Origin of the sequence: Streptomyces sp. NPDC007088 (assembly GCF_042869355.1) — a bacterium.
Classification (GTDB): Bacteria; Actinomycetota; Actinomycetes; order Streptomycetales; family Streptomycetaceae; genus Streptomyces.
The window spans coordinates 481580-501233 of the sequence record NZ_JBIAFO010000002.1 but is presented as its reverse complement, the minus strand read 5'-3'; the positions used below and the strand labels follow the sequence as shown (position 1 = coordinate 501233).

The following is a 19654-nucleotide window of genomic DNA, read 5'->3' as shown; positions in this document are numbered from 1 at the left end:
CGGGACGCGGTACGGCGCCCACGGCGGCCGGTCCCTCGCGGGAGCGCCGCACTCCCGGGTGAGGGCACGGACAAAACAGCGCATCACGGAACGCGGGCCGTCCCGTATGCGAGGGCCGGCCGACGGGAAGAGGAATGCTGTCCCCCGTTTTCCGGTGCGCCCGCGCCGGCCGGAGGGAACGTTCCGCTACCGCCCCAGGAGGCAGCCCCTCATGCTTCACGGCATCGATGTCAGCGCGTTCCAGGAGTCCTTCGTCACGGAGAAGCTGGACTTCGTCGTCATCAAGTCGACCGAAGGCCGCTCGTACACCAACCCCAAGGTGTCCGCACAGGTCAAACGGGCCAGGGACGCCGACTGCGTGGTCGGCTTCTACCACTTCCTGTGGCCGGGCGACGTCGACGAGCAGGTCGAGCACTTCCTGGGCAAGACGCCCGAGAAGGAGGGTGATCTGCTCGCCGTCGACTGGGAGACGACGGGGGACGGCACGCGCGCCAGCAACAAGGAGAAGGACCAGTTCATCCGCGCGGTGAAGAAGAAGCGTCCCGGACACCGGGTGCTGCTCTACTGCAACCGGACCTTCTGGCTGAACCACGACACCACCTCGTACGCCGGGGACGGCCTGTGGATCGCGGACTACGTGGACGCCGGGAAGCCGCGCATCAAGGCGGACTGGCGCATCCACCAGTACACCGACAGCCCGCTGGACAGGAACGTCGCGGACTTCAAGGACGCGGACGACCTGCGGGAGTGGGCGCGCGGCTGATCTCGCCCGGCCGGGCCCCGCCGTACTCCCGTCGGCCGGGCCGGCCGCTCAGCGGACCGGCCCGGCCGTGGCGGTTCAGGCGCGGAAGTCGGCGGGGCGCTCCGGGGACGCCTCGGCGAGCGCGGCGCGCACACCGGCCACGTCGGCGGACAGCCCGTACACGGGGCTGCCGGGCTGCTGGCGCCAGGACTCGTCGAGCCCGCCCGCGTCCACGGCGTCGAAACCGATCTCGTCCACCAGGCGCAGCACGAGGCGCTTGGCCTCCTCGTCGTCCCCGGCGACCGGCAGGGCGTAGCGGCCCTCGGTGCCGGGCGCGGCGGGCTGTTCGGTGATGAGGTGCGCGTAGATGTTGTTGAACGCCTTGATCACGGGGTGGCCGATCTGCCGCGCGGTCCACTCGCTCTCGGTCAGCCCCTCCTCGATCTCGGCGATGCGCCCGTCGCGCTGCCGGGGGTAGTAGTTGCCGGTGTCGATCACGGCGAACCCGTCTGCGGCGCCGTCCAGGAAACCCTTGGGCAGGTCGGGTACGGCCTTGAGCGGGATGGTGATGACGACGACCTCGGCCCCGTCCGCCGCGTGGGCCGCCTCGACGGGGGTGGCCCCGGTCTCGGCCGCCAGCTCGGACAGGGTCTGCGGGCCGCGCGAGTTGGCGAGGGCCACCTCGTGGCCGAGCGCGGTGAGACGACGGGTGAGCTGGCCGCCGATGTTCCCCGCGCCGATGATGCCGATCCTCATACCGGAACCTCTCCCTGCTGGTGTCCCGCGTCCGCGCTGCCTCGTTGCGGCCACGCGCCTGTCGTGGGAGCCCAACGGGGCCCCGGGCGCGGATATTCCGCCCGTTCGCGGACGTCGCCCGTTCGGCGGCGCGGCGCCGGGGCGGCGGGTGGAGTAGCGTGCCGAGGGTTATGACGACGACCACCACGGGCGCCGAGACCGGCGCCGACGCCACCGCCACCGCCACCGCCGGGACTGACATCGGCACCGACACCGGGACCGGCTCCGGCTCCGGCTCCGGCTCCGGTGAAACGGGGACCGCGACCGGGGCCGCGCCCTCAGCCGCCGGCCCCGGCGACCCTGTTCTGCGCGCGCGGGAGGTGGCCGTCGTACGCGAGGGCGCGACGCTCCTCGACGCGGTGTCCCTCACGGTGCGTCCCGGTGAGCACTGGGCGCTGCTCGGCGCCAACGGGGCGGGCAAGAGCACCCTGCTGAGCCTGCTGGGCGCGCTGGTCCATCCGACGCGGGGCCGGGTCGAGGTGCTGGGACGGCAGCTCGGCCGGGTGGACCTGCGCGAGCTGCGTTCCTATGTCGGGCACGTCAACCCGCGCCATCCGTTGCGCTCCTCGCCGACGGTGCGGGACGTCGTCCTGACCGGGCTGACCAACAGTCTGGAGCGGCCGCCGCGCTGGACGCCGACCGAAGAGCAGCGCGAGCGGGCCGTGGAGCTGATCGGGACGCTCGGTCTGGGCGAACGGGCCGGGGCGCGCTGGCCGACCCTGTCGCAGGGCGAGCGGGGCCGCGCGCTGATCGCGCGGGCCCTGATGCCGGAGCCCCGGCTGCTGCTGCTAGACGAGCCGGCGACCGGTCTGGACGTGGCGGGCCGGGAACAGCTCATCGAGAGCCTGGGGACGCTGGCAGCCGAGCGGCCCCGGCTGGCCTCGGTCCTCGTCACCCACCACCTGGAGGAGCTGCCGCCGGGGACGACGCACGCGCTGCTGTTGCGCGGCGGGCACACGCTCGCCTCGGGGCCGGTCGGCGAGGTGCTGACGAGCGAGCGGATCAGCGCGTGCTTCGGGCATCCGGTGACGCTGGAGCACCGCGAGGGGCGCTGGAGCGTGCGGACGGCGGCGCGCGGGCGGCGCTGAGAGCCGCCCGCCGCGCGGCGGGCCCGGGGCGAGGCGCCCTGCTACTTGTTGACGCCGGCCCAGAACTCGTCGAAGGACAGCAGCTTGTCCCCGTTGGTGTCCTTGGCGCCGATCACGGCCTCGGCCACCGAGGCGGTGACGTAGAAGTTGCCCATCCGGGCCAGGGCCGACTTGTACTCGTCGGCGGTGATGAAGCCGTCCCCGTCGGCGTCGAACTGCTCGAACGTCCTGCGTGCCTCTTCGATGTCCGCCATCGGCGCATCCACCCCTTCTCGGTGCTTCGTGTCGCTGGTCAGATTAACCGGCCCCCGGACGGGGCCGGCCGGGGGTACGGCGGGCGCACGAGGCGAGAAGGGAGCGCGGACCGTGGCGGACTCCGTGGCACGGGTGCTGGACGCGGTGGCGCGCGGGGTGTTCCCCGTGCCGGACGGCTCGACGACGGTGCTGCCGCAGAGCGGGCGCCGGGAGGCGGGGGTGCTCGCGTTCACGGCGCACTCCGTGGTGTTCGTGGACGAGGACCCGGCGTGGGTGCGCCGGACGCTCGCGGGCCTGGACTGCGATCCCCTCGCGGCGAGCCTGCACCCCTCGTTCCTGGGCGCGCTGACGGAGCGTACGGGACGGCACATGGACACGGTCGACCTGCTGACGGTGGCGGGGGCCCTGCCGGGCCCTCCCCCGCTGCCGCTGCGGGAGGTCACCGGCACGGACCATCCGAGGGTCGCGCGAGCGCTGCGGCGGCGCGACGGGGTACGGGTGTGGGCGGCGGACGGCGGGCTGCTCGTGCTGGGCCGGGGGCTCGCGGGGCGCTGGGAGGCCGCGATCGAGGTGGCCGAGCCGGTGGGCGCCGGTCACCGTCCGGGCCTGGGCCGGGCGCTGGCCGGCGCCGCCCGGCACTTGGTGCCGGAGGGCGCGGTGGTGTGGGCGCAGCAGGCACCGGGCAACGCGCGCAGCGTACGGGCCTTCCAGGCCGCCGGGTACCGGCCGGTGGGCGCGGAGGTGCTGCTGTGGCGGTGAGCGTGACGGGCGGCGCCCGACGGGGGCGGACCTACCGGTGGGGGGCGCCGGGCGGCGCCCGTCACGCGGGCGGACGTACCGGCGGGGGGGCGCGGCGCGGCGGGCCCGGTGCCGGTCTGGGCCCGCGTTCCGGCTCTTGCGTCCCTGACGCCCCGCCTCCGGCTCCCCGCCCCTGACGCCCTCGGGTCAGACGAGCAGCGCGCTCGCGGTGCCGACGTCCAGTCCGCGCCGCCCGAGTCCGTCGAGGATGTCCGGGAGGGCTTCGAGGGTGCCGGCGCGGCCCATGTTCAGGGTGATGATGCCGCCGGGCCTGGCCGCGTCGAGCACCCGGCGGGTGACGGCCGCGGAGCCCGGGTCGCGGTAGTCGAGCGGGGCGATGTCGTACGACAGGACGTGCGGGTAGCCCGCCTTGCGGGCGAGTGCGCGTACGACGGTGTTCGCGTCGTGGGCGCGGGAGGGCCGGAACCAGGCGCCGATGCCGCCGGTGAGCCGCCGCAGCCTGCGGGCGCAGTCCTCGATCTCGGCGCGCGCCTCGGCCTCGGGCAGCGCGTTGATGTCGCGGTGGTGCTCGGTGTGGTTGCCCAGTTCGTGGCCCCCGTCGAGGATCGCGCGGGCCAGCCCCGGGTCGGCGCCGAGCCACGTGCCGACGGCGAGGACGGTCGCGTGGACGCGGTGTTCGGCCAGGGTGCGCAGCATGGCGCGGGCCGTCCTCGGCTCGCCGTCGCCGTCGAAGGTGAGCGCGACGCGGGGCCGGCTCCGGGGGCCGTGCTCGATCTGCTCGGGCTGCCCCGGCAGCCGGCGCGGGGAGCGGCTGACGGCGGTGGCTCCCCCCACGGGGCGGGCCGGCCCCGCGGTGCCCCCGGCGAGCGGGCTCGCCGGGACGGCGGTGGCGGCCCGGGTGGTCGTCCCGGAGGAGGCGGAGGGCGCGAACTCCTCGGAGGTCTCGGAGGACGGGGAGCAGCCCGTGGCGAGCAGCGACGGGAACACGGCGAGTCCCGCCCCGGCGGTCAGTAGCCGGCGGCGGTGGAGGGTCGTCATGGGCTCATTGAAAGTCCGGGCGGGCCCGATGCCCCGGAACGACCTGAGGACAGTAGGCGTACGCCGGGAGGCGCGCGCCAGACCCTCACGCGCCCCCGGCCGTCGGCGCTTCCCGGCCCCGCCAGGCGCCCCGGCCGTCGGCGCTTCCCGGCCCCGCCAGGCGCCCCGGCCGTCGGCGCTTCCCGGCCCCGGCACACCCGTCGCGCCCGGGGGCCCGCCCGGCTCAGCGGTCGCCGACGCGCAGTTCGAACCAAGTCTTCTTGCCGACCGGGAGCAGGTCGACGCCCCAGCGTTCGGCCAGCCTCTCGACGATCATCAGCCCGTAGCCGCTCATGACCGCCGTCCCGAAGGAGGGCATGACGCAGGGCAGCCCCCGGGAGGGGTCGCGCACCTCGACGCGGACCCGGCCGGGCCGGCGGTGCATGCGCAGGCCGAAGTGGCGGGCGCCGGTGTGCCGTACGGCGTTGCCGACGAGTTCGGACACGAGCAGGGCCGTCGTCTCGGCGAGGGCCGCGGACAGCCCCCATTCGGCCGTCACGACGAGGGCCGCCAGACTCCTGGCCTCACAGGCCGCCTCCGGCTGGGAGGGGACCCGGATCTCGGTCTCCGCCGGGTTTCCGTACAACTCCATTGCCATGAGCGCGTGTTCGTCCTGTGCGGTCGGCGTCCACCGCGCGGCGGCCGCACTGCCCATCCGCTTCGACTGCTCGATACCCTCCAGCCCCGACATGCCCTCCATCATGGCGGGCGAGGGGGTGGCGCGTGGGCGTTCCGCAGGAATATGACCCCCGGGAGGGGTTCCCCCGGGGGTCACGTGCGGCATATGCCGTGGGCAAACAAGGCGCTCCGTCGCGGTCCGCGCCCGCGCTCACCCCCCGCTCACGGCCGATCACAGGGAAGTGATCACCTGTTTCCTTAAGGCGCGCTTAAGGCAGGGATAAGGTCCCACCGTGCGCGCGGGGTCAGCGGAAGGTGGCTTTGCCGGGGCCGTCCTCGACGAAGCTGCGCATGCCCCTCTCGCGGTCCTCGGTCGCGAACAGCCCGGCGAACCACGTGCGTTCGAGGGCGAGCCCGGTCTCGATGTCCGTCTCCAGGCCGCCGTCCACGGCCTCCTTGGCGGCGCGCAGGGCGAGCGCCGGTCCCTTCGCGAGCCGCGCCGCCCAGGCGTGGGCCTTCTCGTGGACCTCCTCGGCGGGCACGACACGGTCCACGAGGCCCAGGCTCAGCGCCTCGGTGGCCCGGACGTGGCGGCCGGTGAAGATGAGGTCCTTGGCGCGGGAGGGGCCGACGAGCCGGGCCAGTCGCTGGGTGCCGCCGGCGCCGGGGATGAGGCCGAGCTGGATCTCGGGCTGCCCGAGCTTCGCGTCCTCCGCGGCGATCCGGTAGTCGGCGCACAGCGCGAGTTCGCAACCGCCGCCCAGGGCGTAGCCGTTGATGGCGGCGACCACGGGCTTGGGGATGCGGGCGATCGCCGTGAACGCCTCCTGGAGGGCCCGGGAGCGCAGGACCATGGCCGTGTGGTCCATGTCCCGCATCTCCTTGATGTCGGCCCCGGCGGCGAAGACCTTCTCGCCGCCGTACAGGACGACGGCGCGCACGTCGTCGCGGCGGCCGGCCTCCTCGGCCAGTTCCCGCAGCCGGTCCTGGATCGCGACGTTGAGCGCGTTCATGGGCGGACGGTCCAGGCGGATGGTGCCGACTCCGTCGCCGACCTCGAAATGCACAGTCATGACGGCACCCTAGACGCAGGACGGGGCGCCGCGGCCGTCCCGGAGGTGTCTGTTCGCCCACGTCGCGACGTGGGTCCCCGGCGACGGCCGCGGCGCCCCGCGGGGCACCTTCGCGGTCTCAGGCGGAACCGCTCACTTCTCCCACTGGTCCCAGGGCAGGTTCCAGGCGTTGAGGCCGTTCCACCACTGGATGGTCTTGTCGGCGGAGTTCTTGACCGTGACGACGTCGCCGATCATCGAGTGCGCGTAGAACCAGGCGGCCGGGGTGCTGGTGCCGCCGCCGCGCGTGTCCAGCAGGCCCACGCAGCCGTGGCTCGCGTTGGCGTTGCCGAAGGTGCCCGCGCCCGACCAGTAGTTGCCGTGGATGAAGGTGCCCGAGGTCGACAGCCGCATCGCGTGCGGGACGTCCTTGATGTCGTACTCGCCGCCGAAGCCGACGGTCTCCCCGTTCATCCGGGTCACCGGGTACTTCTCGCTGATGACCATCTGCCCGTTGTACGTCGTGGTGCCGGGGCCGCCCGCGGTGATCGGGATCGTCCGCAGCGGCTTGCCGTCCCGCTCCACCCGCATCGTGTGCTTCTTGGCGTCCACGACGGAGACCTGGCTGCGGCCCACCGTGAAGCTGACCGTCTTGGACTGCTTGCCGTAGACGCCGGGCCTGCCCTCGACGCCGTCCAGGGACAGCTTGAGGGTGACCTTCGTGCCGGGCGCCCAGTACTTCTCGGGCCGGAAGTCCAGCCGGTCGTTGCCGTACCACTTGTGCCGGATCTCGACCGCGGGCTTCGAGGTCACCGTGACGGCGCGCTCGACCGCCGAGGGGTCGGTGATGCCGCGCGTGAAGTGCAGCGAGACCGGCATGCCGACGCCGACCTTCGAACCGTCCTCCGGCGTGTAGTAGCCGACGAAGGTGTTCTTCGGGACGAGCGTCCTGAAGGTCGAGTCCTTGGCCGCCGCGCGGCCGGCGGAGTCCTCCGCGACGACGTGCACCTTGTACTCGGTGGCCGCCGCGAGGTGCAGCGCCGGCTCCCAGGCCGTGCCGCCCTTGGTGATCCGGCCGGGCACCGGATTGCCCTTGGTGTCGGTCACCTTCACCTCGGTGAGCCGGCCCCGGCTCGCGCCCACGCGCAGCGCCCCGCTCGTGTCCACGTCCTTCGCGCCGTCCTTGGGCGCCACCTCGACGACCGCCCGCGAGGCCGCCGCGCTCGCCTGTCCGCCCTTGGGCTCGCGGTCGCCGTTCTTGCCGTCCGCCCCGTCGCCGCCGCTGCCGCCCCCGCACGCCGTCACCAGCGTCAGCGACATGCCGAGCAGCAGGGCCGACAGAGCCCTTCGGCCGCCGCGCCGTCCCGTGCGCGCCGTGGTCATCGGTCGCCCGTTCACTGTCGTGTGTCTCCCCTCGGACCGCCCGGGTCTCGTCCACCCGCGCCCCGCGTCAGATAACCACACCGCTCGGCGTACGAGACCCTCGCGAATGTCACCGTTACGTTCCAACCTGTCCGGCCAACTCCCCCCGCGACCTGGCTTTTCCCCGCACCGGGCGAACCTGACGGGCCCGGGGCCCGGGAGGTGATCCGGGCGCCGCGCGGGGGAAGAACAAGAGGAGGCACAACCACGGGGAGACGCGGCCGGGACGCCGCACGCCGCGCGCGACGCGCACGACGCCCACCCGTGACCCGGAGCCGCAGGAGGCCGACAGGTGACGAGCGCAGCCGAGCAGCAGGACCTGGAGCGGGCACCCGCTCAGCACCCGGCCGGCACCCCCGACGAGGGCCCGGGACCGCCCGGCCCCGGCTCAGGGGCCGGGGTGGCTCGCGGGACGGCTCTGCCGGGCGCGCCGACCCCGCTGGGCGCCCGGTTCCACGCGGGCCCCGGCGGCGCGGCCGGCACCAACTTCGCGCTGTGGGCGGGCGGGGCGGAGGGCGTGGACCTGTGCCTGTTCGACGACGAGGGCCGGGAGACCCGCTGCGAACTGGCCGAACAGTCCAACCAGATATGGCACGGCCACGTCCCCGGGGTGCTGCCCGGCACGCGGTACGGCTTCCGGGTGCACGGCCGCTGGGACCCGTGGACGGGCGCGCGCTGGAACCCGGCCAAACTGCTGCTCGACCCGTACGCGCGGGCGGTGGACGGGGAGTTCAGCCTGCCGCCCGAGGTGTACGGGCACGTGCGGGACTGGCCCGAGCAGCATGTCGCGGACACCGTGCGCGACGACCGGGACTCGGCCCCTCACGTCCCCAAGGGCGTCGTCGTGCACGACGAGTACCCGGCCGAGGAGTGGATCGACGACCGCAGGCCGAAGACGCCCTGGGCGGACACCGTGCTGTACGAGGTGCACGTCAAGGGCTTCACGCGGCGCCACCCCGGGGTGCCCGAGCACCTGCGCGGGACGTACGCGGGGCTCGCGCACCCGGCGGCGATCGAGCACCTGACGCGCCTGGGCGTGACGGCCGTCGAGCTGCTGCCGGTGCACCAGTTCGCGCACGAGGACCACCTGCTCAAGCGGGGCCTGCGCAACTACTGGGGCTACAACTCGATCGGCTACTTCGCCCCGCACGCCGGGTACGCGGCGCGCGGCAGCCGGGGCGAGCAGGTCGGGGAGTTCCGGGACATGGTGCGCGCCCTGCACGCCGCCGGGATCGAGGTGATCCTCGACGTGGTCTACAACCACACGGCGGAGGCCGACGAGCGCGGCCCGATGCTGTCGCTGCGCGGGATCGACAACCGCGGCTACTACCGCCTCCAGCAGGACCCGCGGCACTACACGGACTTCACGGGCTGCGGCAACACCCTCAACGTCGTGCAGCCGCACGTGCTGCGCCTGATCACGGACTCGCTGCGCTACTGGGTCGCGGAGATGGGCGTGGACGGCTTCCGCTTCGACCTCGCGGCGGCCCTCGCGCGGGCCGGCCGGGACGGGGCGGAGCAGAGCGTGGACATGTTCTCGCCCTTCCTCGCGGTGATAGCGCAGGACCCGGTGCTGCGCCGCGTCAAACTCATCGCCGAGCCCTGGGACGTGGGCAGCGGCGGCTATCAGGTGGGCGCCTTCCCGCCGTTGTGGGCCGAGTGGAACGACCGCTACCGGGACGCGGCGCGGGACTTCTGGCGCGGGGCCCTGCCCGACGCGCGCGACCTGGGCTTCCGGCTCTCCGGCTCCAGCGACCTGTACGCCTGGGGCGGGCGCAGTCCGCAGGCCTCCGTCAACTACGTCACGGCGCACGACGGGTTCACTATGCGCGATCTGGTGAGCTACGACCACAAGCACAACGAGGCGAACGGGGAGGGCAACCGCGACGGCAGTTCCGGCAACCGCTCGTGGAACTGCGGGGTCGAGGGCGAGACGGACCAGCCCGAGGTGACGGCTCTGCGGCGCCGCCAGTTGCGCAATCTGCTGTCGACACTGCTGCTGTCGACCGGGGTGCCGATGCTCGTGGCGGGTGACGAACTCGGCCGTACCCAGGGCGGCAACAACAACGCGTACTGCCAGGACAACGAGATCGGCTGGGTGGACTGGTCGCTGCTGCGGGAGCCGGGCTGGCGCGAGCTGTGCGCGCTGACGGCGCGGCTGATCCGGCTGCGCCGCGAGCATCCGGTCCTGCGCCGGCGGGACTTCTTCACGGGCCGTCCGGTCCTCGCCGAGGGGCTGCGGGACCTGGCCTGGTTCACGGCGCGGGGTACGGAGATGACGGAGGACGACTGGTTCGCCCCGGCGCCGACGCTCGGCATGTTCCTGTCCGGTCGGGACATCCCCGGCCGGGACGAGCGCGGGGCGCGGGTGCTGGACGACAGTTTCCTGCTGGTCCTGCACGCGGGCGCCGAACCGGCGGGCTTCACGCTCCCGGACCGGCCGTGGGCGGTCGCCTGGGAGGTCCTCGTGGACACGGCGGCCGAACAGCAGGAGGAGCCACCGGGGACGGTGCACGCGGCGGGCGCCCGGCTGGAGGTGACGGACCGTTCCTTCCTGCTGCTGCGGGCACGACCGCAGGGGCCGCCCGCTCAGGGGGCCGTGCGCTCCGTGGAGACGAGGCAGTCGTAGGAGCCGGTGATCCTCAGCCGGGCCCCGGGCGGCAGGGAGCGGCCCGGACCGGGTTCGCCGGTGAACTTCTTCTTCCCGCCGGTGACCGCGAAGGTGGTCTCGCCGATCGGCACCACGGTGGCCGGGTCGGCGGTGGCCGAGGGGTGTTCGCGGAGCGCGGCGCGGCAGGACTCGGTGCCCCAGCGCCGCTCGTCGTAGTCGGCGGCCACGGGTTCGCGCACGGTGCGCTCGACGGGGGCGCCCTCGTACTTCCACAGGTCGTGCGGGTCGGCGCAGTTGACGGGGAACAGGACCCGGCTGCCCCGGCCGAGGAGCTGGGTGTCGGCACACCGGCCGTCCTTGAGCCCGCGCGCCGGGACGAGGACCTCACCGGACAGGACGACGGGGTGCGCCCCGGGGAAGGACTCGCGCTGCCACTTGCCCAGGCGGGTCAGGCGCAGGTCGGCGTGGAGCGCGGGCACGTCGTCGAGGAGCCCCGCCGCGTGCAGGAGGCCGAGTTGCGGGGCGAGGTCGGCGCTCATGCGCAGCAGCCTGCCCTGTCCGTCGAGTTCGACGGTGGCCCGGAAGCCCTTGCCGTGGCCGAGCCGGTCGGCGCCGCGCACCGGTCCGGCGAGGGCGGCGGGCAGGACGTCGGCGGCGTGCGAGGCGGGCACCTCGACGGTGTAGCGGCGGCCCCCGCCCGGCACCCCCTCCGGCTTCCCGACGGGCCGGGCGGCGGTGAGGACTTCGGCGAGGGTGCCGCCGTAAGGCAGGACGGCGCCGTTGAGCCGGTTGATGTCGTGGTCGCCGGTCATGCCGAACTTCTTGCGTTCGGCGGCGCTGAAGCGCAGCCACGTCCGCTGCTCGGCGCCGTCGACGCGGACGTAGACGCCGCCCCCGCCGCGCAGCGCGTACGTCTGGTTCCAGTCGCGGGGGCCGGTGCGTCCGCCGATGGCGGTGGCGTCCCGCTCGGGCAGGGCGGCGGGCACGCGTACGGCGCGGTCCGCGTACCCGGTGTCCTGGTCCCAGTCGACCCGGCCGGTCGTCGTGTCGGTCGCGGTGTCCGGCCCGAAGCCGTAGACGAGGCGGGAGGTGAAGGAGGCGGTGAGCGCCTCCTGGGTGGCGCGGGCCGCCGCGTCGAGCTGCCGGCCGAGGGGTTTGCCGTACACCGGGTGCGGGTCGCTGAAAGGGTTCGCGGAGCACGCGGCGGTGCCCGTGAGGAGGGCGCCGAGGCCGAGCGCGAGCGCGGCCCTCCGCCGTATTCGCCGCATGGGCCGTGCCTCCGCTCCGCTCCCGGGTCCCGTGCCGCCGCTGCGGGCGGGCCACGGCCGGGCGAACGGCGCCCGGCCCGATGAGGAATCCTACGTGGCCCGCACGGCAGACCGGCAGGCGGACCGCAGGCGGTCCCGGCGCTGTCCCGGCCGGCGGACGGCTCCGTCTCAGCCGGCGGACCGGTCCGTCCCGCCCGGTCCGAGGATGCCCCGGTCGTAGCCGACGGCGACGGCCGCGGCCCGGTCGCTCACGCCGAGCTTGGCGTAGACGTGGGTGAGACGGGTCTTGACGGCCCCCTCGCCGCGTTCGCGGAAGGCGGGCACGAGTCCGAGGATCGCCACGAGCAGGCTCGGGAACACGAAGATCCAGAAGTCGGCGCCCGGTTCGCGCAGGAAGAGCCGTGCCTCGGCGGTGAGCAGGGCGCGCAGCGCGCGTGCGCCGCCGGGCCGGGCGGGGACGAGGACCGGTCCGCTCACGCGGCTTCTCCACTCGTGCGGCCGGCACGGTGGCGGGGCGGGCGCGGGGGTCGAGTCCGGTGGTGAGCTCGTCGAGGACGAGGAGACGGGGGCGGCCGACGAGGGCGAGCGCGAGGAACAGCCGTTGTTTCTGGCCGCCGGGGAGTTGCGCGAACCGGGGGGTGAACACCGTGTCGAGGCCGAGGCGTTCGGCGAGCGCGCGCCAGTCGGCGGGGCGCGGGCAGAAGGCCGCGTACAACTCCAGGGCCTCACGCACAGTGATTTCCGGCTGGAGCCGGATCTCCTGGAGCTGGGTGCCCAGGACGGGGGCGAGCCGTTCGTGGTCGGCGACGGGGTCGAGCCAGGCGACCCGGACGCCGCCGAAGTCGGGCCGGCGCAGCCCCTCGACGCATTCGGCGGTCGTCGTCTTGCCCGCGCCGTTGGGGGCGAGGACGCCGAAGATCCCACCCTCCGCGACGGTGAAGTCCACGCCGTCCACGACGGGGCGCCCACCGTAGCTCTTGCGCAGGTCACGGACTTCGACGAGCGGAGTGCCCGGCGCGGCCGGCGGCGCTTGCGGTGCCGGTCGTACCGTGGGCATCGCGGCGGTACGGCGTGGCGTGGTATCCGCCGAACCGCTCCTCCCGGCGTCAGCCGATCGGTTGACGCCGGTGGCCCGGACGCACTCACCGCCGCCTTCGCCGAGGCACGGGAAAGGGCCGGAAGACGACGGGCGGCGGAAAACCCGATGGGCATTGTCGGTGGCGGAACGTAACCTCCCCCGTGATGGATGAATCACTCACGAAGTCGCGGGGCCGCTCGGCGGTGCGGACCCTGCTGCGCCTGTGGCCCTATGTGCGGCCCGTACGCGCCCGGCTCGCGACCGCCGCCCTCGTGGCGATCGTCGCCTCCTGCGTGGCACTCGTCATCCCGCTGGTGCTCAAGGCCCTCGTGGACGGCCCGGTGACCGAGCACGACCCGGGCGGGGTGTGGCTCGGCGCGCTGGGCCTGCTGCTGCTCGGGGTGGTGGAGGCGGTGCTGTTCGGTCTGCGCCGCTGGCTGGTGGCGCGTCCGCTCGCGCGGGTCGAGGCGGCGATGCGCCGCGACCTGTTCGGCCGGCTCCAGCGACTGCCGATCGCCTTCCACGACCGTTGGGCCTCGGGTCAGTTGCTGTCGCGGGCCACGACCGACCTGATGATGCTCCGCATGTTCCTCGCCTTCCCTCTGACCTTCCTGCTGGTCAACGGGGTGACGATCCTGGTGGGCGTGCTGATCCTGCTGGCGCAGGAGTGGACCCTCGGCCTGGTCCTGCTGGCCCCGCTGATCCCGCTGGTCTTCCTGTGCTCGTACTTCGAGCGGCGTTACAGCGTCGCGGCACGGCGCGCCCAGGATCAGGTGGGGGACGTGACGACGGTGGTCGAGGAGAGCGTCCTGGGCATCCGCATCGTCAAGGGCTTCGGACGGCACCGCAGTCAGGCGGAGTCCTTCCGGGAGCTGACCCGCGCCCTGCGCGGCACCGAGCTGGACAAGGCCCGGCTGCTCGCCGCGATCTGGGGTGTCATCACGACGCTCCCCGAGCTGTCCATCGCGGCGGCGCTGGTGCTGGGCACGGTGCGGGTGGCGGACGGCGACCTCTCGGCGGGCACGCTCGTCGCCTTCCTGTCCACGGCGCTCGCGCTGCGCTGGCCGGTCGAGTCGATCGGCTTCCTGCTCGCGATGTCGCAGGACGCGGCCGCCGCGGCGGAGCGGTACTTCGAGGTGATGGACGAGGAGGTCGAGCAGGAGACGCACGGGACGCGGGAGGCGCGCGGCCAGGAGCCGGAAGCGGTGACGGCGGCCGGGGCGGGTCTGCGCTTCGAGGGCGTCTCCTTCCGCTATCCGGACGCCCCGGAGGACTCCCCTCCCCTGTTGCGCGGGGTGGACCTCCACGTCAGGACCGGCGAGACCCTGGCCCTGGTGGGTGCGACCGGCAGCGGCAAGACGACGCTGACCGCACTGGTCCCCCGCCTGCACGAGGCGACCTCCGGGCGCATCACCCTGGACGGGCGGGACATCACCGCGATGCCCAGGGAGCGGCTGCGTTCGATGGTCGCGGTGGCCTTCGAGGAGCCGACGCTGTTCTCGGCGAGCGTCGCGGAGAACGTCCTGATGGGCGCCGGGCGTGAGGCCGGGCCGAAGGAGCTGGAGCAGGCGCTCGACGTGGCCCAGGCGCAGTTCGTGGGCAGACTGCCGCACGGGGAGCGCACCGAGGTGGGCGAGCAGGGGCTGAGCCTGTCGGGCGGTCAGCGCCAGCGGCTGGCCCTGGCCCGCGCGGTCGTGAGCGGCCCGCGCTTCCTGGTGCTCGACGACCCGCTCTCGGCGCTGGACGTCAACACGGAGGCGGCGGTCGAGGCGGCTCTGCGCCGGGTCCTGGAGGGGACGACGGCGCTGGTCGTCGCGCACCGCCCGTCGACGGTGCAGCTCGCCGACCGGGTGGCGCTGCTGTCGGGGGGCCGGATCACGGCGGTCGGCACCCACCAGGAACTGCTGCGCGACAACGCGGAGTACGCGTGGCTCATGTCCGGTGCGGACGGCACTGACGGCACTGACGGCACTGACGGCACTGCCGGGGCTGACGGGGCGGGCCGGACCGGCCGGCCGGAGGCACCCGCCGCGGCGGGTGCCGGGGATCGGGAAGGACGAGAATGACGACGCGACCGGAGCGCCCGGCCACCGGGGGCGGGGAGGCTGGGGAGGAGCCGGCCGAGGGCGGACCGGCCAGGAGTGCCGTCGCCGAGGGCGGTCTCACGGAGAGCGCCTTCGAGGCAGAGGTCCTGGAACGCACGGCACCGGCCCCTGCCGCCCCCGCTCCCGTGCCTCTCGTGGGTCCCCCGCACGGCGATCTCGCCGCACCGCCGGCGGCGGAACCTGCTCCGGAAACGGCGGGGGCGCCGCACGCCGGAGCTGAGCCGCCGCGCGGGACACCGCCCCCGGACCCATTCGACCAGGACGACCTGCCGACACCGAAGGGCGCGACCCGGGACCTGCTGCGTTCACTGCTCGCGCCGATGCGGGGGCGGGTCGCCGGGGTCAGTCTCCTGCTGCTGTTCCAGCAGGCGGCGGTGCAGGCGGGGCCGCTGATCGTGGCGTACGCGATCGACAGCGGGGTCCCGGCCCTGCGCCGGGACGACTACGGCCCGCTCATCGCGCTCGGCGCCGGCTACGTGCTGTGCGCGCTGGCCTCGGGAATCCTCCAGTTCGCCTTCACGAAGCTGTCCGGCCGGGTCAGTCAGGACGTACTGCTCGACCTGCGCGGCCGGATCTTCCGCCACGCGCAGTCGCTGAGCGTCGACTTCCACGAGCGGTACACCTCGGGCCGGCTCATCTCCCGTTCCACGACCGATGTCGAGTCCCTGCGGGAATTGCTCAACGAGGGGCTGCAGGAACTGATCACGGTCCTGCTCTCCTTCCTCTCGATCTCGGTGCTCCTGCTGTGGCTGGACTGGCGCACCGGCTCGGTGGCCGTCCTGTCCTTCCTGCCCCTGTACCTGCTGGTGCGGGCCTACCGGCGCCGGGCGGGCCGGGTGTACGCGCGGCGTTCGACGGCGGTCGCCGGGGTCATCGTGAAGTTCGCCGAGACGATGAACGGCATCCGCCCGGTGCGCGCCTTCCGCCGGGAGGACGTCAACGACGCGGAGTTCGACCGGCTCAACCGGGTGCACGAACGCAGCAACGGGGACGCGCTCCTGGAGATGGCCCGCTATGTGATCGGTTCCCGGCTCACCGCCAACACGGCGGTCGCGGGCATCGTGCTGTGGGGCGCGTACCGCGTCGCGGACGGATCGATGGAGCTGGGCGCGCTCGCGGCGGCGGCGCTGTACCTGCGACGGCTGTACGACCCGATCGACCGGCTCGGCCAGTTCCTCAACTCGTACCAGTCGGCGGCGGCCTCCCTGGAGAAGATCGCCGGTCTGCTCGCCCAGGAGCCGGGGGTGCCCGAGCCGGTGGCCCCGCGCGAGCTGCCGCCCCTGGCCACCGATCTGCCGGGCCGCCGCGTCGACTTCGAGGAGGTCCGCTTCGCGTACCGCACCGGCGGCGAGGTCCTGCCCCGCTTCAGCCTGTCGCTTCCGGCCGGGCAGACCGTGGCGGTCGTCGGTTCGACGGGGGCGGGCAAGTCGACGCTGGCCAAGCTGCTGGCCAGGTTCTACGACCCGACCGAGGGCCGGGTCCTGCTCGACGGCACGGACCTGCGCGATCTGTCGGTGCCCGAGCTGCGGCGCGGCGTGGTCATGGTCACCCAGGAGGCGTTCCTGTTCTCGGGGACAGTCGCGGAGAACATCGCGATCGGCCGCCCGGAGGCGAGCCGCGCGGAGATCGAGCAGGCGGCGAAGGCCATCGGCGCCCACGACTTCATCGACTCCCTGCCCGAGGGCTACGACACCGACGTCCGCAAACGCGGCGGCCGGATCTCGGCCGGCCAGCGCCAGTTGGTGGCTTTCGCGCGGGCCCTGCTCGCCGACCCGGCCGTGCTGATCCTGGACGAGGCGACCTCCTCGCTGGACATCCCCGGGGAGCGCGCGGTGCAGGACGCGATGGCCACGGTGCTGCGGGGCCGTACGGCCGTCGTGATCGCCCACCGCCTGTCGACCGTCGAGATCGCCGACCGGGTCCTGGTGATGGAGTCGGGCCGCGTCGTCGAGGACGGCTCCCCCGCCGAACTCATCGCGGGCACCGGCACGTTCGCCGGACTGCATCGCACATGGCGGGAGAGCCTGGCGTAGGCCGGGGCCGACAACCGGTCTCCCGAACGGACCGGAGGGGTCCGGGGCCACGGGACGGAACGGGGCTTCAGTCGGGGGGCGGCGCGCGCAGAGGGCAGGGGATCGTCCCGGCCGCGTTGCCGCCGGGTCCTGCCGGCACGGTGCGGCGTGGCGAGTTGGCGGATGGGGCGCGGGAGCGGACAGCGCCTCTCGTGCGGACGGCGGACGGCGGACGGCGGACGACCGGGGCGGTCTCTTCCTCGGACACGGCCGGCCGCGGCCGGCCTTCGCCGTCGTCGCCGACAGCACGGACCGCGAGCCGCCTGTCGCTGATCGCCCGTGAACCACTCGTCACCGCCCGGCATTGCGGCACCAGCTCGGAGGAACTCGTCAGGGTCCTGGAGAGCTGCCCTCGGCTGCTCGTCCGCGAACTCCTCCACCACGCGCACGCCGGGGCAAGCCGGGCCCGCACGCTCGCACGGCCAAACCGAACCCGCGCACCCGCGCCGACAGGCCGGGCCCGCCCACCCGTGCGCCCGGCCCGGCCACACGCCCCCCGCCCCGCACCCACACGGGCGGCCGTCCAGCCGGCACGCACCCACACGGACAGCGACCCGGCCACACGCACCCTTACGCCCCTCACCGGCTCCCCGGCGGCCACCACCACGTCACTTTCCGGCCATCCAGCCGAATACGGCTCCTGCGTGCGGGACCTGGCCCGGCCGGGGGCCGGTTCTCATCCCGGGATCGCCCCACGGCCCTTCTTCCGCAAGGTCCGTGGGCTACCGGCCCGTAACCGGCGGGCGCCCCGTGAACCCCTTCCGGATAGCGGACCCGGGCGCACGGCAGGCGGACGGGTTCCGGCCAAGGTGGCTCCGTGGTCATGACATGTACAGGCCCCGGATGGAAGCCTTGCTCCCGCGCCACCGCACCACCGGCCCACCGCCGCACGGCATTCCCCACCCCGCGCTCGACGCTCCGCACCGAGTGCGTACACCCCGCCCCACTCGCCCCGCACGGCTACTCGTTCAGCGCTTTCGCGGTCCAGTCGGCCCCCACAGCCGCCCGGACCGTCCCCCCACCGGAAACGAACGACTGGGAGCCCGCGTGTTGTCCCGTATATCGAAAACGTCCCTGGCCGTAGGTACCGCTGTCGCCTCCGCCGCGCTGCTCGCCTCGGGACTGGCCGCTCCGGCCGGCGCCGCCGAGCCCGTCCCGGCCGCGACCCCGCTCAAGATGACCGCCTCGCTGCGCGCGGGGCTGGTGCGGGACGCGCAGGCCGGCGCCCCGGCCACCGCGAGACAACTCGGCCTGGGCGCCGAGGAGAAGCTCGTGGTCCGGGACGTCGTCAAGGACCGTGACGGTACCGTCCACACCCGCTACGAGCGCACCTACGACGGGCTGCCGGTGATCGGCGGCGATCTCGTCGTGCACAGCGCGAAGAGCGGGAAGCGGCTCGGCGTGACGAAGGCGACCTCGGCGAAGCTCGCCGTGGACACCTCCCCGGCCACGCTCAAGGGCGCCCCGAAGAACGCGCGGAAGATCGTCTGGGCGGCCTCGGGCACCCCCGCGCTCGCCTACGAGGCGGTCACCGAGAGCGTCAAGAAGGACGGCACCCCCTCCGAGCTGCACACCGTGACCGACGCGAGCAGCGGAAAGCGGCTCGCGCGCTGGGACGGCGTGCACACCGGCACCGGCGAGAGCCAGTTCAGCGGCACCGTCACCGTCGGCTCCACGAAGTCGGGCAGCGGCTACGAGCTGACCGACGCCGAACGCGGCGGCCACAAGACGTACGACCTGAAGAACGGCTCCAGCGGCACCGGCACGCTGTTCACCGACGCCGACGACAAGTGGGGCGACGGCACCACGAACGACCCGGCGACCGCCGCCGTGGACGCGGCGTACGGGGCGGCCGAGACCTGGGACTACTACAAGGAGGTGCACGGCCGCTCCGGGATCGCCGGGGACGGCAAGGGCGCCTACTCGCGTGTGCACTACGGCAACAACTACGTCAACGCCTTCTGGCAGGACTCCTGCTTCTGCATGACGTACGGCGACGGGGCGGGCAACAAGGCGCCGCTGACCGCGCTCGACGTCGCGGCGCACGAGATGACGCACGGGGTGACGGCGGCGACGGCGGGCCTCATCTACAGCGGGGAGTCCGGCGGCCTCAACGAGGCGACGAGTGACATCTTCGCGACCGCGGTCGAGTTCCACGCGGGCAACGCCGAGGACCCGGGCGACTACCTCATCGGCGAGAAGATCGACATCAACGGGGACGGTTCCCCGCTGCGCTACCAGGACAAGCCGAGCAAGGACGGCGCCTCCGACGACTACTGGTCGGCGGGGCTCGGCAACAAGGACGTGCACTACTCCTCGGGGCCGGCCAACCACTTCTTCTACCTGCTGTCGGAGGGCAGCGGCGCGAAGACGGTGAACGGCGTGAGCTACGACTCGCCGACCTACGACGGCTCGAAGGTCACCGGCATCGGCATCGACAAGGCCGAGCAGATCTGGTTCAAGGCGCTGACGGAGTACATGACCTCGACGACCGACTACGCGGACGCCCGGGAGGCGACGCTCAGCGCGGCGGGCGACCTGTACGGCGCGGACTCGGACGAGTACGCGGCCGTGGCCGCCGCGTGGGCCGGGATCAACGTGAGCTGAGGCCCCGGCGGGCAACGGACAGGGATGGTGCGCCGGCCTCGGCGCACCACCCCTGTGGCGTGTCCCGGGCGAGCGTCACCTCCCCCCGGGCTTCACGGCCCCCGC

General features: G+C 73.9%; 15 protein-coding genes and 1 pseudogene. 7 read left to right on the top strand and 9 right to left on the bottom strand.

Going from position 1 to position 19654, the window contains the following annotated elements; all coding sequences use genetic code 11:
* Positions 1 to 211: 211 nt before the first annotated feature.
* Positions 212 to 763: a GH25 family lysozyme gene (locus ACFYMP_RS05290; protein WP_388850742.1), complete on the top strand. Its 552-nt coding sequence runs from the start codon at positions 212 to 214 to the stop codon at positions 761 to 763.
* A 75-nt stretch (positions 764 to 838) separates the two neighbouring features.
* On the opposite strand, the gene ACFYMP_RS05285 is transcribed toward ACFYMP_RS05290, so the two are convergent.
* Positions 839 to 1552 (bottom strand): NADPH-dependent F420 reductase, encoded by a 714-nt coding sequence (locus tag ACFYMP_RS05285; protein ID WP_388850739.1) that lies wholly within the window; start codon positions 1550 to 1552, stop codon positions 839 to 841.
* A gap of 116 nt (positions 1553 to 1668) precedes the next feature.
* Between ACFYMP_RS05285 and ACFYMP_RS05280 the strand changes: the two genes are divergently transcribed.
* Positions 1669 to 2625, top strand: coding sequence for an ABC transporter ATP-binding protein (locus ACFYMP_RS05280; RefSeq protein ID WP_388850736.1), 957 nt, complete (start codon positions 1669 to 1671; stop codon positions 2623 to 2625).
* 41 nt (positions 2626 to 2666) lie between these two features.
* On the opposite strand, the gene ACFYMP_RS05275 is transcribed toward ACFYMP_RS05280, so the two are convergent.
* On the bottom strand, positions 2667 to 2879 hold the full coding sequence (locus tag ACFYMP_RS05275; RefSeq protein ID WP_388850733.1) for an EF-hand domain-containing protein: 213 nt from the start codon (positions 2877 to 2879) through the stop codon (positions 2667 to 2669).
* A 112-nt stretch (positions 2880 to 2991) separates the two neighbouring features.
* On the opposite strand from ACFYMP_RS05275, the gene ACFYMP_RS05270 reads away from it, so the two are divergent.
* Positions 2992 to 3639, top strand: coding sequence for a GNAT family N-acetyltransferase (locus ACFYMP_RS05270; protein ID WP_388850730.1), 648 nt, complete (start codon positions 2992 to 2994; stop codon positions 3637 to 3639).
* Between the two features lie 186 nt (positions 3640 to 3825).
* Here the strand turns inward: ACFYMP_RS05270 and ACFYMP_RS05265 are convergent, their stop codons facing one another.
* The 4 genes from ACFYMP_RS05265 to ACFYMP_RS05250 all read right to left on the bottom strand — a co-directional run bounded on the left by ACFYMP_RS05265 (position 3826) and on the right by ACFYMP_RS05250 (position 7769).
* Positions 3826 to 4677 carry a polysaccharide deacetylase family protein gene (locus tag ACFYMP_RS05265; RefSeq protein ID WP_388850727.1) on the bottom strand — a complete coding sequence of 284 codons (852 nt, stop codon included), beginning with the start codon at positions 4675 to 4677 and terminating at the stop codon, positions 3826 to 3828.
* A gap of 223 nt (positions 4678 to 4900) precedes the next feature.
* Positions 4901 to 5407, bottom strand: coding sequence for an ATP-binding protein (locus ACFYMP_RS05260; protein WP_388850724.1), 507 nt, complete (start codon positions 5405 to 5407; stop codon positions 4901 to 4903).
* A 232-nt stretch (positions 5408 to 5639) separates the two neighbouring features.
* Entirely contained in the window at positions 5640 to 6407 is a 768-nt protein-coding gene (locus tag ACFYMP_RS05255; protein WP_388850721.1) for an enoyl-CoA hydratase/isomerase family protein, read from the bottom strand.
* A 132-nt stretch (positions 6408 to 6539) separates the two neighbouring features.
* Positions 6540 to 7769: an Ig-like domain-containing protein gene (locus ACFYMP_RS05250; RefSeq protein WP_388850718.1), complete on the bottom strand. Its 1230-nt coding sequence runs from the start codon at positions 7767 to 7769 to the stop codon at positions 6540 to 6542.
* A 439-nt stretch (positions 7770 to 8208) separates the two neighbouring features.
* On the opposite strand from ACFYMP_RS05250, the gene glgX reads away from it, so the two are divergent.
* Positions 8209 to 10437 (top strand): glycogen debranching protein GlgX, encoded by a 2229-nt coding sequence (glgX, locus tag ACFYMP_RS05245; protein ID WP_388851031.1) that lies wholly within the window; start codon positions 8209 to 8211, stop codon positions 10435 to 10437.
* Here glgX and ACFYMP_RS05240 read toward each other — a convergent pair.
* From ACFYMP_RS05240 to ACFYMP_RS05230, 3 genes and pseudogenes are all read right to left on the bottom strand, one after another.
* Positions 10398 to 11687: a hypothetical protein gene (locus ACFYMP_RS05240; protein ID WP_388850715.1), complete on the bottom strand. Its 1290-nt coding sequence runs from the start codon at positions 11685 to 11687 to the stop codon at positions 10398 to 10400. The two genes, glgX and ACFYMP_RS05240, sit on opposite strands and share 40 nt — an antisense overlap.
* Before the next feature lie 168 nt (positions 11688 to 11855).
* Positions 11856 to 12164: a hypothetical protein gene (locus ACFYMP_RS05235; RefSeq protein WP_388850712.1), complete on the bottom strand. Its 309-nt coding sequence runs from the start codon at positions 12162 to 12164 to the stop codon at positions 11856 to 11858.
* 28 nt (positions 12165 to 12192) lie between these two features.
* Positions 12193 to 12744 (bottom strand): annotated as a pseudogene (locus tag ACFYMP_RS05230) (ATP-binding cassette domain-containing protein); the annotation flags it as partial.
* 185 nt (positions 12745 to 12929) lie between these two features.
* Between ACFYMP_RS05230 and ACFYMP_RS05225 the strand changes: the two are divergent.
* From ACFYMP_RS05225 to ACFYMP_RS05215, 3 genes are all read left to right on the top strand, one after another.
* Positions 12930 to 14831, top strand: a complete 1902-nt coding sequence (locus tag ACFYMP_RS05225) for an ABC transporter ATP-binding protein (RefSeq protein ID WP_388850709.1) — start codon at positions 12930 to 12932, stop codon at positions 14829 to 14831.
* Positions 14828 to 16903, top strand: a complete 2076-nt coding sequence (locus ACFYMP_RS05220) for an ABC transporter ATP-binding protein (protein WP_388850706.1) — start codon at positions 14828 to 14830, stop codon at positions 16901 to 16903. Before ACFYMP_RS05225 ends, ACFYMP_RS05220 begins: the two co-directional genes overlap by 4 nt.
* An 867-nt stretch (positions 16904 to 17770) precedes the next feature.
* Positions 17771 to 19549: a M4 family metallopeptidase gene (locus ACFYMP_RS05215; protein ID WP_388850704.1), complete on the top strand. Its 1779-nt coding sequence runs from the start codon at positions 17771 to 17773 to the stop codon at positions 19547 to 19549.
* Positions 19550 to 19654: the final 105 nt, after the last annotated feature.

What these genes read in the sequence shown, in the direction of transcription:
- ACFYMP_RS05260 (WP_388850724.1), bottom strand. Translation starts at nt 5,407, where the DNA reads ATGTCGGGGCTGGAGGGTATCGAGCAGTCGAAGCGGATGGGCAGTGCG.
- ACFYMP_RS05275 (WP_388850733.1), bottom strand. Translation starts at nt 2,879, where the DNA reads ATGGCGGACATCGAAGAGGCACGCAGGACGTTCGAGCAGTTCGACGCC.
- ACFYMP_RS05215 (WP_388850704.1), top strand. Translation starts at nt 17,771, where the DNA reads ATGTACAGGCCCCGGATGGAAGCCTTGCTCCCGCGCCACCGCACCACC.
- ACFYMP_RS05265 (WP_388850727.1), bottom strand. Translation starts at nt 4,677, where the DNA reads ATGACGACCCTCCACCGCCGCCGGCTACTGACCGCCGGGGCGGGACTC.
- ACFYMP_RS05280 (WP_388850736.1), top strand. Translation starts at nt 1,669, where the DNA reads ATGACGACGACCACCACGGGCGCCGAGACCGGCGCCGACGCCACCGCC.
- ACFYMP_RS05220 (WP_388850706.1), top strand. Translation starts at nt 14,828, where the DNA reads ATGACGACGCGACCGGAGCGCCCGGCCACCGGGGGCGGGGAGGCTGGG.
- ACFYMP_RS05250 (WP_388850718.1), bottom strand. Translation starts at nt 7,769, where the DNA reads ATGACCACGGCGCGCACGGGACGGCGCGGCGGCCGAAGGGCTCTGTCG.
- ACFYMP_RS05290 (WP_388850742.1), top strand. Translation starts at nt 212, where the DNA reads ATGCTTCACGGCATCGATGTCAGCGCGTTCCAGGAGTCCTTCGTCACG.
- ACFYMP_RS05225 (WP_388850709.1), top strand. Translation starts at nt 12,930, where the DNA reads ATGGATGAATCACTCACGAAGTCGCGGGGCCGCTCGGCGGTGCGGACC.
- ACFYMP_RS05240 (WP_388850715.1), bottom strand. Translation starts at nt 11,687, where the DNA reads ATGCGGCGAATACGGCGGAGGGCCGCGCTCGCGCTCGGCCTCGGCGCC.
- ACFYMP_RS05255 (WP_388850721.1), bottom strand. Translation starts at nt 6,407, where the DNA reads ATGACTGTGCATTTCGAGGTCGGCGACGGAGTCGGCACCATCCGCCTG.